The 15883-nt window shown below is 71.7% G+C and carries 15 protein-coding genes; 12 read left to right on the forward strand and 3 right to left on the reverse strand.

The annotated features are described in order from the left end of the window. Positions 1 to 108: 108 nt before the first annotated feature. Both ABD268_RS16590 and ABD268_RS16595 read left to right on the forward strand, forming a co-directional pair. Positions 109 to 546, forward strand: a complete 438-nt coding sequence (locus ABD268_RS16590; RefSeq protein WP_344154669.1) for a hypothetical protein — start codon at positions 109 to 111, stop codon at positions 544 to 546. 58 nt (positions 547 to 604) lie between these two features. Then, complete coding sequence (locus ABD268_RS16595; protein WP_344154672.1) at positions 605 to 1024, forward strand: hypothetical protein; 420 nt, start codon at positions 605 to 607, stop codon at positions 1022 to 1024. Positions 1025 to 1049: 25 nt separating this feature from the next. Here the strand turns inward: ABD268_RS16595 and ABD268_RS16600 are convergent, their stop codons facing one another. Beyond that, positions 1050 to 1724, reverse strand: coding sequence for an MBL fold metallo-hydrolase (locus ABD268_RS16600; protein WP_344154675.1), 675 nt, complete (start codon positions 1722 to 1724; stop codon positions 1050 to 1052). Beyond that, positions 1718 to 2419, reverse strand: a complete 702-nt coding sequence (locus ABD268_RS16605) for a maleylpyruvate isomerase family mycothiol-dependent enzyme (protein ID WP_344154678.1) — start codon at positions 2417 to 2419, stop codon at positions 1718 to 1720. Before ABD268_RS16605 ends, ABD268_RS16600 begins: the two co-directional genes overlap by 7 nt. A 143-nt stretch (positions 2420 to 2562) precedes the next feature. Between ABD268_RS16605 and uvrA the strand changes: the two genes are divergently transcribed. After that, positions 2563 to 5577, forward strand: coding sequence for an excinuclease ABC subunit UvrA (uvrA, locus tag ABD268_RS16610; protein ID WP_344154681.1), 3015 nt, complete (start codon positions 2563 to 2565; stop codon positions 5575 to 5577). Next, positions 5574 to 6011: a Rieske (2Fe-2S) protein gene (locus tag ABD268_RS16615; RefSeq protein ID WP_344154684.1), complete on the forward strand. Its 438-nt coding sequence runs from the start codon at positions 5574 to 5576 to the stop codon at positions 6009 to 6011. Before uvrA ends, ABD268_RS16615 begins: the two co-directional genes overlap by 4 nt. Here ABD268_RS16615 and ABD268_RS16620 read toward each other — a convergent pair. Beyond that, positions 5955 to 7298, reverse strand: coding sequence for a tetratricopeptide repeat protein (locus ABD268_RS16620; protein ID WP_344154687.1), 1344 nt, complete (start codon positions 7296 to 7298; stop codon positions 5955 to 5957). The genes ABD268_RS16615 and ABD268_RS16620 overlap by 57 nt on opposite strands. An 88-nt stretch (positions 7299 to 7386) precedes the next feature. Between ABD268_RS16620 and ABD268_RS16625 the strand changes: the two genes are divergently transcribed. The 8 genes from ABD268_RS16625 to tpiA all read left to right on the forward strand — a co-directional run bounded on the left by ABD268_RS16625 (position 7387) and on the right by tpiA (position 15870). Then, positions 7387 to 7779, forward strand: coding sequence for a hypothetical protein (locus tag ABD268_RS16625; RefSeq protein WP_344154690.1), 393 nt, complete (start codon positions 7387 to 7389; stop codon positions 7777 to 7779). A gap of 24 nt (positions 7780 to 7803) precedes the next feature. Then, the gene (gene uvrC, locus ABD268_RS16630; protein WP_344155063.1) at positions 7804 to 9786 is read left to right on the forward strand and encodes an excinuclease ABC subunit UvrC; all 1983 of its coding nucleotides are present in this window, start codon (positions 7804 to 7806) and stop codon (positions 9784 to 9786) included. Continuing rightward, the gene (rapZ, locus tag ABD268_RS16635) at positions 9783 to 10661 is read left to right on the forward strand and encodes an RNase adapter RapZ (protein WP_425573749.1); all 879 of its coding nucleotides are present in this window, start codon (positions 9783 to 9785) and stop codon (positions 10659 to 10661) included. The genes uvrC and rapZ overlap by 4 nt, the downstream gene beginning before the upstream one ends. Next, a complete protein-coding gene (locus ABD268_RS16640) occupies positions 10661 to 11623 on the forward strand; it encodes a gluconeogenesis factor YvcK family protein (RefSeq protein ID WP_344154696.1) in 963 nt (320 codons plus the stop codon). The genes rapZ and ABD268_RS16640 overlap by 1 nt, the downstream gene beginning before the upstream one ends. A 59-nt stretch (positions 11624 to 11682) precedes the next feature. Further along, positions 11683 to 12669 carry a DNA-binding protein WhiA gene (whiA, locus tag ABD268_RS16645; protein ID WP_344154699.1) on the forward strand — a complete coding sequence of 329 codons (987 nt, stop codon included), beginning with the start codon at positions 11683 to 11685 and terminating at the stop codon, positions 12667 to 12669. Positions 12670 to 12827: 158 nt separating this feature from the next. Then, on the forward strand, positions 12828 to 13823 hold the full coding sequence (gene gap, locus ABD268_RS16650; protein ID WP_344154702.1) for a type I glyceraldehyde-3-phosphate dehydrogenase: 996 nt from the start codon (positions 12828 to 12830) through the stop codon (positions 13821 to 13823). A 3-nt stretch (positions 13824 to 13826) separates the two neighbouring features. After that, positions 13827 to 15026 carry a phosphoglycerate kinase gene (locus ABD268_RS16655; protein ID WP_344154705.1) on the forward strand — a complete coding sequence of 400 codons (1200 nt, stop codon included), beginning with the start codon at positions 13827 to 13829 and terminating at the stop codon, positions 15024 to 15026. Positions 15027 to 15099: 73 nt separating this feature from the next. Then, positions 15100 to 15870: a triose-phosphate isomerase gene (gene tpiA / locus ABD268_RS16660; protein WP_344155066.1), complete on the forward strand. Its 771-nt coding sequence runs from the start codon at positions 15100 to 15102 to the stop codon at positions 15868 to 15870. Positions 15871 to 15883: the final 13 nt, after the last annotated feature.

Below are 15883 nucleotides of genomic sequence, written 5' to 3' on the forward strand. Positions count from 1 at the left end.
TGCCGGTCGCCCCCGAGCCGTCGGGTACGCTCACGAGGCGCGTTTGAGCCGTGGCCACGGCGGGAACGCTGAGATCTCGAGCGCCCCCTATCCCCCCGGAGTCCCCGCATGCTCGTGTTCGGGCTGATCGCCGTCAACGCGGCAGTCTTCATCATCGTGTCCGTCGCGTACTGGAAGATCGAGGCCGCGCCGATGGCGCGGTACTCCCGGCTACGACAGCTCCAGCGCCGGCTCGCCGAGCTGCACAAGCACCCCGACCGAGTCACGATGCAGGACGTCGGGATGCTGCTCGCCGCGGAGCTCCCGGCCGGCCGCGCGGCCTCGGTGTGCGCGTCCGCGGAGGCCCGGGGCGTCCCCGCCCTGGTGCTGTGGACCTGGATCGACCTGTACGACGCCGAGCTGGTGGCGCTGGCCGTGGAGTCCGGCATGACGCGCGACGAGATGGTGCACCGGGTGGCGACCGGGACGGCCCCGGACCGGGGCTCGCTGCAGATCTTCGCGGCGCTGCGTGCCGGCGGTCTAGTCCGGCTGCAGCCGCAGGGGTAGGAGGCGCCCGGAACGGGAAGGCTCCGCTCGAGCGCCCCAACCCCCCTCAGGAGCCTCCATGCTCGTTGCCGGCCTGATCCTCGTGAACGCCGCCGTCATCGGCGTGTGCTCCATCGCGTACTGGGCGGTCGGTGCCGCCCCCCGCTCGGGCGACTCGCATCGGCGTCAGCTCGAGCGGCGCCGCAGCCTCCTCCGTGAGAACCCCGACCAGGTCACCTCGCTCGACGTCGAGCTGCTGCTCGCCGAGTCGATGCCCTGCGCACGCGCCGCAGAGGTCTGCCAGACCGCGCGTGCGCACCACATCCCCGCGCTGGTGCTGTGGACCTGGGTCGAGCTGTACGACGCCGAGCTCGCGGCCCTCGCGGTCGAGTCCGGCATGACTCGCGACGAGATGGTGCACCACATGACGACCGGGACGGCCCCGGACCGGCGCTCCCTGGAGATCTTCGCGGCGTTCCGCGGGGCTGTCGCCTCCTAGGCCGTCGCTCCCGATGGCCGATGCCTCACCAGCCGCGGGCGCGCCACTCCGCGAGGTGGGGCCGCTCGGCACCGATGGTCGAGTCGTTCCCGTGCCCGGGGTAGAACCAGGTGTCGTCCGGGAGCCGCTGGAAGACCTTGGTCTCGACGTCGTCGATGAGCTGCACGAATGCCGCCTCGTCACCGAAGGTGTTGCCGACCCCACCGGGGAACAGGGAGTCGCCGGTGAAGAGGTGCGGGTGCCCGCCCGGGTCGTCGTACAGCAGCGCGACGGAGCCGGGCGTGTGGCCGGCGAGCGCGATGACCTCGAGGGTGCAGTCGCCGACGGCGATCGTGTCGCCCTGCCGGACCTCGCGGGTCACGGGCACGCCGGTCTGCTCGGTGATCGCCGCGGCGTCCGGGGCGCCGGCCACGACCGCGGCGCCCGTGGCCGCGACCACGTCGGCGAGGGCCCGGTGGTGGTCCCAGTGCTGGTGGGTGGTGACCACCGTGGAGATTCCGGCGTCGCCGAGCAGCGGGAGCAGCCGGTCCGGCTCCGCAGCCGCGTCGACGAGCACCTGCTCGCCGGTCGCGTGGCACCGGAGCAGGTAGCAGTTGTTGGACATCTGCTGGTCGACGGCCAGCTTGGTGATGGTCAGCGCCCCCAGCTCGCGGACGTCGGGGGAACCTCCCGGCTCCACGTCTCCCGTGTAGGTCACCATGCCCCGATTCCCGGCAGCCCGCCGTCGTCGCTCGTCAGTCCGTCCCCCGTGCCCCGGCCGGTCAGCCACCACGCGAGGTCGGCGCTCGTCCCCGACACGGTAGGCCCTGAGCCCGAACCGAAGGTCCAGGACCGGTCGGTGTCGGTGGCTCGCGCCGTGAACGGACTGTCCCAGGCCTCGCGCTTGGCCATCGAGTCGATGACCGCGCACGCGAACCCCGGGTCCCAGTGGGCACGGGTGTAGCCGGCGTCGAGGTCCGCATGGTGGATCTCCAGCTCGCGCATCCGCATGTCGGGCACCGAGGCCGTCCGGAAGGTGCGGCCGCCGGGCACCCGCTCGATCGGGGTGGATCCCGCGTCCTCGGGGACGGCGGCGAGCGCGTCGGCGAAGTCGGTGGTGGCGGCGAGGAGCCGGGTCCGCAGCTCCCCGGGGTCCGCCTGCGCGAGGTCCTCGATGTCCTGGTCCCGCGCCTCCTGCGAGGGGTACATGGGGATCTGCTCGCCCTGGACGATCCCGCCCAGCGCGCCGGACAGCCCCTCCGCGTTCAGGATCAGGTGGGCCACCACGTGGGACCGGGTCCAGCCGGGGAGACCGCTGGGCTCCGCCCAGGCGGCGTCCTCGAGGCGGTCGACGGTGCGGATCAGGCGTTGGGCGGCCTCGGCGAGGAGCGAGGAATCGGCGTACGGAGACGGCATGGGGCCCATCCTGTCGTGCGGCGTACGTCACTTCCAGCCCCCGCGCGCTCACCCGCTCGGGTGCTTGATGGCCGGAGTGTCGGTGCCGCGTGCCATTGTTGGGACCGTTCGAATTCGACGCCGACCAATCCAGGGGATCGCCAGTGGCGGAGCAGCTGATCATCCGTGGGGCCCGGGAGCACAACCTCAAGGACGTCTCCCTCGACCTGCCCCGGGACTCCCTCATCGTCTTCACCGGGCTGTCCGGCTCGGGCAAGTCCTCGCTGGCGTTCGACACCATCTTCGCCGAGGGCCAGCGGCGGTACGTCGAGTCGCTGTCGGCGTACGCACGCCAGTTCCTCGGCCAGATGGACAAGCCCGACGTCGACTTCATCGAGGGCCTCTCGCCCGCGGTCTCCATCGACCAGAAGTCCACGTCGAAGAACCCGCGCTCCACCGTCGGCACGATCACCGAGGTCTACGACTACCTCCGCCTGCTCTACGCCCGGGCCGGCCGGCCGCACTGCCCGACCTGTGGGGCGCCCATCGAGCGGCAGACCCCCCAGCAGATCGTCGACCGGGTCCTCGCGCTCGAGGAGGGCCGGCGCTTCCAGGTGCTGGCGCCGGTCATCCGCGGCCGCAAGGGCGAGTACCTCGAGCTGTTCCGGCAGCTGCAGACGCAGGGCTTCTCCCGGGCGCGGGTGGACGGCGAGACGCACACGCTGGACGCCTTGTCGTCCGGGGAGCCGAAGCTGGAGAAGCAGAAGAAGCACACGATCGAGGTCGTGGTCGACCGGCTCGCGGTGAAGGAGTCGTCGAAGCGACGGCTGACCGACTCGGTCGAGACCGCGCTGAACCTCGCCGGCGGACTGGTGCTCTTCGACTTCGTCGACCTGGACGCGAAGGACCCGGGTCGCGAGATGAAGTTCAGCGAGAAGATGTCGTGCCCCAACGACCATGCGATCGACACCGACGAGCTCGAGCCCCGGTCGTTCTCGTTCAACTCTCCCTTCGGCGCCTGCCCCCAGTGCCACGGCCTGGGCACCCGCATGGAGGTCGACCCCGAGCTGGTGGTGCCCGACCCGCAGGCCACGCTGGGTGAGGGCGCGATTCAGCCGTGGAGCCAGGCCCACGTCGCGGACTACTTCCTGCGGCTGATGGGCGCGCTCGGTGAGGAGCTGGGCTTCGACCTGAACACCCCGTGGGAGGACCTCGGCGCCAAGGCGCAGAAGTCTCTGCTCGACGGGCACCCGACGAAGGTCCACGTCGTCACCCGCAACCGGTACGGCCGCCAGCGCGCCTACTACGCCGAGTTCGAGGGCGTCCGCGGCTACATCGAGCGCCGGCACCGCGAGGCCGAGTCCGACACCAGCCGGGAGCGGTTCGAGGGCTTCATGCGCGAGGTGCCGTGCCCCGCCTGCAGCGGCAGCCGGCTCAAGCCGGTCTCGATGGCGGTGACCCTGGGGTCGCGCGAGCACGGCGGGAAGAACATCGCCGAGGTCTGCGCGCTGCCGATCAACGAGACCGCCGACTTCCTGCGCAGCCTCGACCTGACCGCCCGCGAGCGCCAGATCGGTGAGCGGGTGCTCAAGGAGATCCAGGAGCGGCTCAACTTCCTGCTCGACGTCGGCCTCGACTACCTCTCGCTGGACCGGCCCTCGGGCTCGCTCAGTGGCGGCGAGGCGCAGCGGATCCGGCTCGCCACGCAGATCGGCGCCGGCCTGGTCGGCGTCCTCTACGTGCTCGACGAGCCCTCCATCGGCCTGCACCAGCGCGACAACCACCGGCTGATCGAGACCCTGGTCCGGCTCAAGGAGCTCGGCAACACCCTGATCGTGGTGGAGCACGATGAGGACACGATCCGGGTGGCGGACTGGATCGTCGACATCGGCCCGGGGGCGGGAGAGCACGGCGGCCAGGTGGTCCACAGCGGCAAGGTCGCCGACCTGCTGACGCATCCGGACTCGATGACCGGGCAGTACCTCTCCGGCCGTCGCGAGATCCCGGTCCCGGAGGTCCGGCGCCCGCGCACCAAGGGTCGCGAGCTCACCGTGCACGGCGCCCGCGAGCACAACCTGCGCGACGTCGACGTGACGTTCCCGCTCGGGCTGTTCGTGGCCGTCACCGGCGTGTCCGGCTCGGGCAAGTCGACGCTGGTCAACGACATCCTCTACACGTCGCTGGCCAAGCAGATCTACAACGCGCGCGCGGTCCCCGGCCGGCACAAGAAGATCAGCGGCCTCGAGCACGTCGACAAGGTGATCCACGTCGACCAGTCGCCGATCGGCCGCACGCCGCGGTCGAACCCGGCGACGTACACCGGCGTCTTCGACCACATCCGCAAGCTGTTCGCCGCCACCCCCGAGGCGAAGATGCGGGGCTACCTGCAGGGCCGCTTCTCGTTCAACGTCAAGGGCGGCCGCTGCGAGGCCTGCGCCGGCGACGGCACGATCAAGATCGAGATGAACTTCCTGCCGGACGTCTACGTGCCGTGCGAGGTCTGCCACGGAGCCCGCTACAACCGGGAGACGCTCGAGGTCCACTACAAGGGCAAGACCATCGCCGAGGTCCTCGACATGCCGATCGAGGAGGCCGTCGAGTTCTTCGCGGCGGTGCCGGCGATCGCGCGACACCTCAAGACCCTGGTCGAGGTCGGCCTCGGGTACGTCCGGCTCGGGCAGCCGGCGACCACCCTCTCGGGCGGCGAGGCACAGCGCGTGAAGCTGTCGGCCGAGCTCCAGAAGCGCTCCACGGGCCGCACCGTCTACGTGCTCGACGAGCCCACCACCGGCCTGCACTTCGAGGACATCCGCAAGCTGCTCCTCGTCCTCGGGCGGCTGGTCGACGCCGGCAACACCGTCCTGGTGATCGAGCACAACCTCGACGTCATCAAGACCGCCGACTGGCTGGTCGACATGGGGCCCGAGGGTGGCTCGCGGGGCGGCCTGGTCGTGGCCGAGGGCACCCCGGAGGCGGTCGCCGCCGTCCCCGAGAGCTTCACCGGCCAGTTCCTCGCCCCGATGCTCGACGGGCGTGAGGCGAAGCAGCCGGCTCGCCGGCTGGCAGCCGACACGGCACCGGCGGGCCGACCGGCCGCGAAGAAGGCCACGGCCAGGAAGACCGCCACGAAGAAGACCGCCGCGAAGAAGTCGACCGCCAGGAAGGGGAGCCGAGGGTGAGCGAGGACCGGACCGGGAAGCCCGGCATGGAGGTCGGCCGCCGCCAGGCGCTCGCCGGCGCGGCGACCGTGGGCCTGGGGCTGCCGCTCCTCGCCGCGTGCGGCGGTGGGGGGTCGTCCTCCGACACCTCCTCGTCGGCCCCCGCGGGCACCGACCTGGGCGCAGCCGCCGACATCCCGGTCGGCGGGGGAGCGGTCTTCGCGGACCAGAAGGTCGTGGTGACCCAGCCGACCCAGGGCGACTTCAAGGGCTTCTCGGCCATCTGCACCCATCAGGGCTGCGTGGTCGCGAACGTCGCGGACGGCACCATCAACTGCCCCTGCCACGGCAGCCACTTCTCGATCGAGGACGGGTCGGTCGAGTCCGGCCCGGCCCCGTCACCGCTCAAGGAGGTCCCGGTGACCATCAAGGGCGGCGAGGTGCGCCTGGCCTGACTGTGAGTCGTCCGGTGCCGAGCACGACCTGCGCCACGCCTCGTCGCGAGGCGAGCGCCGACGGTCCAGCCTGACGTCGAGCACGGCACGGGCGTCGGCGAGCCGGCCCGCCCGCAGCAGCGCCGCGATCCGGGTCTCCTCGATGATCTCGCGCTGGGCGTCGGAGCCGCCGAGGCGAGGAAGGGCGCCGGTCAGCGCGGCGAGGGCGTCGGCGGCCTGCGAGCAGTGCTCCGCGCGCATCAGGGCCAGTGCCCGGACCAGCGGCGCGACGACCTCGCGCTGGGTGGGCTGCGGATGCCGCTCGGCCCGGACGGCGAGACGGGCCAGCGCCGGGCCGTCGTCGAGAGCCAGCAGGGTGACCGCGGCGTGCATCGCGAGGAACGGCGTGGCCGGCGCCTCCAGCACCTCCCGGCCCACGACCGTCGCCACGTCCTCGATCCCCGGCACGTCGACCGCCCCCGGGGTGAGGCCCCAGCGGAAGAGCAGCGAGCCGCTGTCGACCAGGGTGCGGCAGCCGAGCCCGGGCACCGGCCGCAGCTGCGCGTCGTACCGCCGGCGGACCGCGTCCAGGTCGCCCAGCGACAGCTCGTGCATGGCCGCGTGCCACGAGAAGTGGCTCCGGCTCCCGGACCCGGCGCCGGCGCCGGTCACCCACCCGTCCATCCAGGACAGCCCGGCCTCGTGGTCGCCGGTCTCGTAGTGCGCATGGGCGCGCGCGTGGGCCGAGTGCCCGGCGTCCGGCTCCCGAGCGAGGGACCGGCAAGCCAGCGACATGGCCTCGTCGAAGCGGCGCTGCTCCTGGCGCACGAAGGCCAGCAGCCCGGCGAACCACCAGTCGTCGCCGTACGCAGGGATGGCCCGCTCCACGAGCACCCAGCCCTCCGCCGGCACCTCCGTGACGCCGGCGAACGCGATGGTCGGCACCGCGGTCGTGAGCAGCAGGGCGTCGCGGGGGTAGGCGGCGAGGTGCCGGACGAGTGGCGCCGAGCTGCCGCGCACGTGGGAGGTGATCGCTGCGACGTGGCTGCGCTCGCGATCGCTGGCCCGGGCCGCGTGGAGCGCGGCGTGGTCGAGGCGGGCCCGCAGGTCGACCGGTGCGCACATCTCGTGCCCGAGCAGGGCGAGCGCCGCGTGGCCGAGCGCGAAGGTCGGGTCGAGCGCCACCGAGGTCGCCAGCGCCTCGACCGCCCCCGTCCGCAGGCGCAGGAGGTGACCGATCCCGCGGTTGTACGCCGCCGCTGCCTCGCTGCTCGTGGTCAGGCGGTATCCGTAGGAGTCGGTCGGCACCAAACTAGAGTAAGTCACTGAACTATAGTCCCGCGGGAGGTCGGTCGGCGTTTTCCCCATCCTGCGGCTGCGCCCGCATACTTCTCCCGTGCCGAACGTCCTCTTCCGCGGCCTGAGTGGCCTCCTCCGGTCGACGTTCTGGTTGGTGCCGGCGGCCGTGATCCAGATGCACGGGTTCAGTGACCGGACCGTGGTCCTGGTCTCGACGCTGACCGGGGTCGCCTGGCAGCTGGTCCACCGCCGTGACCTGGCCGACCGCCTCGTGGTGCTGGCGATGTTCTGGCTGGCCCTGGGTTTCGGCACCGCCGTGTTCTTCGGGTCCGAGGTGCGTCTGGATGTCGGCCCCACGACCTCGACCGTCGGGATCGTCATGGGGCTGGTCGCTGCCGAGCAGCTCCTGCGATTCCTCGAGGGACGCCGCATCCTGCGGCAGCGCGCGGCGTGGGCCGGCCGCGACGAGGCTGTCCCCGCCGGACCGTAGGGTTGGGGCGTGCCTGCCCGACCCATGCGTTCGTCCCGGGGACCGCTGTCCTACCGGCCCGAGCCGGGGTCGATCCCGACCCAGCCGGGCGTCTACCGGTTCCGTGACGCGAAGGGTCGCGTCATCTACGTCGGCAAGGCGAAGAACCTCCGCTCCCGGCTCTCGTCGTACTTCCAGGACATCGGCAACCTCCACCAGCGCACCGCGACGATGGTGACGACCGCGGCGAGCGTCGAGTGGACCGTGGTCAACACCGAGGTCGAGGCGCTCCAGCTGGAGTACTCCTGGATCAAGGAGTACGACCCACGCTTCAACGTGAAGTACCGCGACGACAAGTCCTACCCCTGGCTGGCGGTCACCGTCGGCGAGGAGTTCCCGCGGGTGATGGTGGGCCGTGGCGCCAAGCGCAAGGGCACTCGCTACTTCGGCCCCTACAGCCATGCGTGGGCGATCAGGGAGACCGTCGACATCCTGCTCCGGGTGTTCCCGATGCGCTCGTGCAGCAACGGTGTCTTCAAGCGCTCCGCCCAGATCGGCCGGCCCTGCCTGCTCGGCTACATCGACAAGTGCTCGGCACCCTGCGTCGGCAACGTCAGCGCCGAGGAGCACCGCGCGATCGTCGACGACTTCTGCGACTTCATGGGTGGCCAGACCCGGCCGTTCATCCGGCGCATCGAGAAGGAGATGTACGCCGCGTCCGAGGCCCTCGACTTCGAGAAGGCCGCGCGGCTCCGCGACGACCTGGGCGCGATGGAGCGGGCGCTGGAGAAGCAGGCGGTGGTGCTCGGCGACGGTGCCGATGCCGACGTCATCGCGTTGTCGGAGGACCCGCTCGAGGTCGCGGTGCAGATCTTCTACGTGCGCGGCGGGCGGATCCGGGGTCAGCGGGGCTGGGTCGCCGACCGGGTCGACGAGGGGGACACCCCCGAGCTGGTCCAGGACTTCCTGCTGCAGCTGTACGCCGGTGACGCGGACACCATCCCGCGCGAGATCCTGGTGCCCGCCCTGCCGCCGGACCACGAGACCTTCGAGCAGCTGCTCGGGGAGCTGCGGGGGAGCCGGGTTGCGATCCGGGTGCCGCAGCGCGGCGACAAGAAGACGCTGCAGGAGACCGTGGCCCGCAACGCGATGCAGGCGCTCGCCCTGCACAAGACCAAGCGCGCCAGCGACCTGACCACCCGCAACCGGGCCCTGGAGGAGATCCAGACGGCGCTCGAGCTCGACGAGGTGCCGCTGCGCATCGAGTGCTACGACGTCTCCAACCTCCAGGGCACCGAGGTGGTGGCCTCGATGGTGGTCTTCGAGGACGGCCTGGCCCGCAAGAGCGAGTACCGCCGCTTCGTGATCAAGGGCGTCGACGGCCAGAACGACGTGGCGTCGATGCACGAGGTGATCACCCGCCGCTTCCGTCGGCTGCTCGACGAGCAGGCACGCTCCCAGGCGGTCGAGGGGGATGACGGGCCGATGCTGGTCGACCCTGAGACCGGCCGCCCGCGCAGGTTCGCCTACGCCCCCGGGCTGGTCGTGGTCGACGGCGGCCCGCCCCAGGTCGCGGCGGCGCAGCGGGCACTGGACGAGCTGGGCATCGACGACATCCCGGTGTGCGGGCTGGCCAAGCGCCTGGAGGAGGTCTGGCTGCCCGTCCAGGAGGACCCGGTGATCCTGGCCCGCTCCTCCGAGGGCCTCTACCTGCTCCAGCGGATCCGCGACGAGGCACACCGGTTCGCGATCACCCACCACCGGTCCCGGCGTTCCAAGACCATGGTGGAGAGCGTGCTCGACGACGTGCCCGGCCTCGGTGAGGTCCGTCGCAAGACGCTGCTCAAGCACTTCGGGTCGCTGAAGAAGCTGCGGGAGGCGAGCGTGGAGGAGATCGCGACGGTGCCGGGCATCGGCGCCCGCACCGCCACCGCGATCAAGGACGCGGTCGCCGTCACCGGCACCAACGGCAAGACTGGCCCGCGGGTCAGCATCAACACCGCCACCGGCGAGATCGAGGAGTCCTGATGACGGCAGCCGACACGCACCGCGGCGAGCTGGTGGTCGTCACCGGCATGACCGGTGCCGGGCGCAGCACCGCGGCGAAGGAGCTCGAGGACCTCGGCTTCTACGTCGTCGACAACATGCCCCCGAGCCTGCTGCGCGATGTGGTCCGGCTGGTCGACGAGAGCAAGGGGACCGAGCAGCCGATCGCGGTCGTCGTCGACGTCCGGTCCGGGTCGTTCTTCCAGTCCCTCCAGGCCAACCTCGCCCAGGGGGCGACCGGCCGGCGTACGACGCTGGTGTTCCTCGAGGCCACCGACGAGGTGCTGGTCCGGCGCCAGGAGGCCGCCCGCCGCCCGCACCCGCTGCAGGCCGGGGGTCGCCTGCTCGACGGTCTCCAGCGGGAGCGGCGCGTGCTCGGCGACCTGCGCAGCGAGGCCGACCTGGTCATCGACACCACCTCGCTCAACGTCCACCAGCTCACGGACCGGATCGCGGAGGCCTTCGGCACCCCCGACTCGACCCGGCTCACCGTCACCGTCACCAGCTTCGGGTTCAAGTACGGCATCCCCGTGGACGCGGACTTCGTGGCCGACATGCGCTTCCTGCCCAACCCGTTCTGGGTCCCGGAGCTCCGGGCGGGGACGGGGCGCGACCCCGAGGTCTCGGACTACGTGATGAGCCGGCCCGGGGCCAAGGAGTTCCTCGACGGCTACCTGCCGGTGCTGGTGGGCGTGGCCGAGGGCTACCTGCGCGAGGGCAAGCGGTTCATGACCATCGCCGTCGGCTGCACCGGCGGCAAGCACCGCAGCGTCGCGATGACCGAGGAGATCGCCCGCCGGATGCGGGACCACGGCTACGTCGCCCGTGCCGCGCACCGCGACCTCGGGCGGGAGTGATGTCGGCACGCGCCCAGTCCGCCGTGGCCCTCGGCGGCGGCCACGGCCTGTACGCCTCGCTCACTGCCCTGCGTCACCTGGTCGACGACCTGGTGGTCGACGACCTCACCGCGATCGTGACCGTCGCAGACAACGGCGGCTCCTCGGGTCGGCTGCGGGGCGAGTTCGGGGTGCTGCCGCCCGGTGACCTCCGGATGGCGCTGGCGGCGCTGTGCGGCGAGGACGACTGGGGCGCCACCTGGGCGCGGGTGCTGCAGCACCGCTTCGCCGGCGACGGCGAGATGCGCGGCCACGTGGTCGGCAACCTGCTCATCGTCAGCCTCTGGGAGCTGCTCGGCGACCACGTGAAGGCGCTGGACTGGGTGGGCCGCCTGCTGGGTGCGTCCGGCCGGGTGCTGCCGATGGCGCTCACGCCGCTGGACATCGCGGCGGAGGTGCGCGGGCTGGACCCGACGGACCCGGCGGCGCTGTCCACCGTCCGGGGGCAGGTCCAGGTCGCCACCACCGACGGCGTCATCACCTCGGTGCGCCTCGAGCCGGAACCGGTCGCCTGCCCCGAGGCCGTCGCGGCGATCCGGGCGGCGGACTGGGTCGTGCTCGGTCCGGGCTCGTGGTTCAGCTCGGTCATCCCGCACCTGGTGGTGCCCGAGCTGCGCGAGGCGCTGGTGCAGACCGACGCCAGGCTGGTCGTCGTGCTGAACCTCGCGGAGCAGGCGGGGGAGACCCACGGCTTCGGTCCCGAGGACCACCTGGCCGTCCTGGCCGAGCACGCGCCGGACCTCAAGATCCACACGGTGCTCGCCGACCGGTCGACCGTGGGCGACCGGTCCCGGCTCGAGGAGGCGGCCGCGTCGTACGGCGCCGCGCTCGTCGTCGAGGACGTGGCCATGGACGACGGCTCGCCGCGGCACGACGCGGCCAGGCTGGCCGCGGCGTACGAACGGATCATCGCGCGCGGTTGACGCGAGGTGGTCCCGACCGAGGTTTCGATGGTGATTGACGCGCGTGCAAGGATTCCGGCATGGCGATGACGGCACAGGTGAAGGCGGAGCTGTCGAGCACCCAGATCACGAAGACCTGCTGCCGCAAGGCGGAAGTGGCGTGCATGCTGCGGTTCGCCGGCGGGCTGCACATCGTGAGCGGGCGGATCGTGGTGGAGGCCGAGCTCGACACCGGCGCCGCGGCACGACGGCTGCGCAAGGACATCGCGGACGTCTACGGCCACCAGTCCGACGTGGTGATGGTGCAGGGCAACGGCATCCGCAAGGGCAGCCGCTACATCGTCCGGATCGTGAAGGACGGCGAGGCGCTCGCGCGGCAGACCGGGCTGCTGGACCCGCGCGGACGGCCGGTCCGGGGGCTGCCCCCGGCCGTGGTCTCCGGCGGTGGCTGTGACGCGGTGGCGGCCTGGCGGGGCGCCTTCCTGGCGCACGGCTCGCTGACCGAGCCGGGCCGCTCGTCGGCGCTCGAGGTCACCTGCCCCGGCCCGGAGGCGGCGCTGGCGCTGGTCGGCGTCTCGCGCCGGCTCGGCATCCAGGCGAAGGCCCGCGAGGTCCGCGGCGTCGACCGGGTCGTGATCCGCGACGGCGACGCCATCGGCCAGCTGCTGACCCGGCTGGGTGCCCACGAGTCCCTGATGGCCTGGGAGGAGCGCCGGATGCGGCGCGAGGTCCGCGCCACGGCCAACCGGCTGGCGAACTTCGACGACGCCAACCTGCGCCGCTCCGCGCGGGCCGCGGTGGCCGCCGGGGCCCGGGTCGAGCGCGCGCTGGAGATCCTGGGCGAGGAGATCCCCGACCACCTCAAGCTGGCCGGTCACCTGCGGCTCGAGCACAAGCAGGCCTCGCTCGAGGAGCTCGGCCAGCTGCACGACCCGGTGCTGACCAAGGACGCGATCGCGGGTCGGATCCGCCGGCTGCTGGCCATGGCCGACAAGCGCGCCGAGGAGCTCGGGATCCCCGACACCGAGGCCTCGCTGACCCCGGAGATGCTGGCCGACGAGGCCTGATCCTGCCACTCGCCCGGGTTACCCGCACGTACCCCGGGACGAGGACGCGACCCCGGCACTCCTAGCGATAGGGTCGACGAAGACGCGGGTCCCGTCACCTCGGGGTGCCCGCCCCACAAGCTCACCGCAGTTGTCCGACCGAGAAGCAGGAGCCAGTAGTGACTGTTCGCGTAGGTATCAACGGATTCGGCCGGATCGGCCGCAACTTCTTCCGCGCCGTCCGGGCGTCGGGGCTCGACATCGAGATCGTCGCCGTCAACGACCTGACCGACAACACCTCCCTCGCCCCCCTGCTCAAGTTCGACTCGATCCTGGGTCGACTCGACGCCGACGTCAGCGCGTCCGCCGACGAGATCCGCGTGGGTGACCAGGTCATCAAGACCTTCGCCGAGCGCGACCCCTCGAACCTGAAGTGGGGCGACCTGGGCGTCGACGTCGTCGTCGAGTCCACCGGCTTCTTCACCGACGCGACCAAGGCGCGGGCGCACGTCGACGCGGGGGCCAAGAAGGTCATCATCTCGGCGCCGGCCTCCAACGAGGACATCACCGTCGTGATGGGCGTGAACCACACCGACTACGACGCCTCGCGGCACACCGTGATCTCCAACGCGTCCTGCACGACCAACTGCCTGGCGCCGATGGCCAAGGCGCTCAACGACGAGTTCGGCATCGTCAAGGGCCTGATGACGACGGTGCACGCCTACACGGCCGACCAGAACCTCCAGGACAACATCCACAAGGACCTGCGTCGCGCCCGCGCCGCGGCCATCAACGTGGTCCCGACGTCGACCGGCGCCGCGAAGGCGATCGGCCTGGTGCTCCCCGAGCTCAAGGGCAAGCTCGACGGCTACGCCCTGCGCGTGCCCGTGCCGACCGGCTCGGCCACCGACCTCACCTTCGAGGCCGGCCGCGAGACCTCGGTCGAGGAGGTCAACGAGGCCGTGAAGAAGGCGGCCGACGGCCGCTTCCTCCGGTACTCCACCGACCCGCTGGTCTCCAGCGACATCGTCACCGACCCGGCGTCGTGCATCTTCGACGCCCCGCTCACCAAGGTGATCGGCAACCAGGTCAAGGTCGTCGGCTGGTACGACAACGAGTGGGGCTACTCCAACCGCCTCGCGGACCTCATCTCCTACGTCGGCGAGACCCTCTGACGCATGAGTGGCATCGACTCCCTGGGTGACCTGAGGGGCAAGCGGGTCCTGGTCCGCTCCGACCTCAACGTCCCGCTCGACGGCAGCACGATCACCGACGACGGCCGCATCCGCGCCAGCGTCCCGACCATCCGCTCGCTGGCCGACGCCGGCGCGCGGGTGGTCGTGACGGCGCACCTCGGCCGGCCGAAGGGCGAGCCGGACCCGCGCTACTCCCTCGAGCCCGTCGCGGCCCGTCTCGGCGAGCTGCTCGGAGCCGACGTGGCCTTCGCGTCCGACACCGTCGGTGACAGCGCGAAGGTGACCGTCGAGGGCCTCGAGGACGGCCAGGTGGCGGTGCTGGAGAACGTCCGCTTCAACGCGGGGGAGACCAGCAAGGACGACGCCGAGCGCGGCGCCTTCGCGGACCGCCTCGCGGCGCTCGCGGACGCCTTCGTCTCCGACGGGTTCGGCGTCGTGCACCGCAAGCAGGCGTCCGTGTACGACGTGGCGCAGCGGCTGCCGCACGCGATGGGTGGGCTGGTCGCGACCGAGATCGACGTGCTGCGACGGCTCACCGAGGACCCGGAGCGGCCCTACGTGGTCGTGCTCGGTGGCTCCAAGGTCTCCGACAAGCTCGGCGTCATCGACAACCTGCTCGGCAAGGCCGACAAGCTGCTGATCGGCGGCGGCATGGTCTTCACCTTCCTCAAGGCCCAGGGCCACGAGGTCGGCAAGAGCCTCCTCGAGGAGGACCAGCTCGACATCTGCCGGGCCTACCTGGACCGGGCGGAGGAGTCGGGCGTGCAGATCCTGCTGCCGACCGACATCGTGGTCGACACCGCGTTCCCCGCGGGCGACCGCGAGCCCCAGCCCCGCGTCGTACCCGCCTCCGGGATCCCTGCGGACTCCCTCGGCCTCGACATCGGCCCCGAGTCGGCGGCCGCGTTCGCCGCGGCCCTGGCCGACGCGCGGACGGTGTTCTGGAACGGGCCGATGGGCGTCTTCGAGGTCGACGCCTTCGCCGACGGCACCCGTGCCGTGGCGGAGGCGCTGACCGGGGTCGACGGCCTGTCGGTCGTCGGCGGCGGCGACTCCGCCGCCGCGGTCCGCACCCTCGGCTTCGACGAGTCGGCCTTCGGTCACATCTCCACCGGCGGCGGCGCCAGCCTCGAGTACCTCGAGGGCAAGGAGCTGCCCGGCATCCAGGTCCTGGAGGCCTGACACCTCGTTGGTCGAGCCTGTCGAGACCAAGCACCCGAAAGGATCCACTGACGTGGCTACCCGCACCCCGCTGATGGCGGGGAACTGGAAGATGAACCTGAACCACCAGGAAGCGGTGGTGCTGGTCCAGAAGCTGGCCTGGACGCTGGCCGACAAGAAGCACGACTTCGGCCAGGTCGAGGTGGTCGTGGTGCCGCCGTTCACCGACCTGCGCTCGGTGCAGACCCTGGTGGACGGGGACCGGCTGTCGGTGAAGTACGCCGCCCAGGACGTCTCCAGGCACGACTCGGGCGCCTACACCGGCGAGATCTCGGCGGGCATGCTGGCCAAGCTCGGGTGCAGCTACGTCGTGGTGGGTCACTCGGAGCGGCGCGAGTACCACGCCGAGACCGACGAGGTCGTCAACGCCAAGGCGCACAAGGCCCTCGCCGCTGGCATGACCCCGATCGTGTGCGTCGGCGAGGGGCTCGAGGTCCGGCAGGCGGGGGAGCACGTGCCCCACACGGTCGGCCAGGTCGACGGGTCGTTGGCCGGGTTCAGCGCCGAGCAGGTCGCCGGACTGGTGGTGGCCTACGAGCCCGTCTGGGCCATCGGCACCGGAGAGGTCGCCACTCCCGACGACGCGCAGGAGGTCTGTGCGGCGATCCGTGACCGCGTCCGCGAGGTGCACGGCGACGCCGCCGCGGACGGCGTACGCATCCTCTACGGCGGCTCGGTGAAGGCCGCCAACGTGGCCGGGATCATGGCCAAGGACGACGTGGACGGCTGCCTGGTGGGCGGAGCGAGCCTCCAGGTCGACGAGTTCGGCGGGATCTGCCGTTTCTACTCGATGCCGGTCCTGTGACCGGCGCCGCGTG

It is taken from the genome of Nocardioides koreensis (genome assembly GCF_039531775.1).
Taxonomy (GTDB): Bacteria; Actinomycetota; Actinomycetes; order Propionibacteriales; family Nocardioidaceae; genus Nocardioides; species Nocardioides koreensis.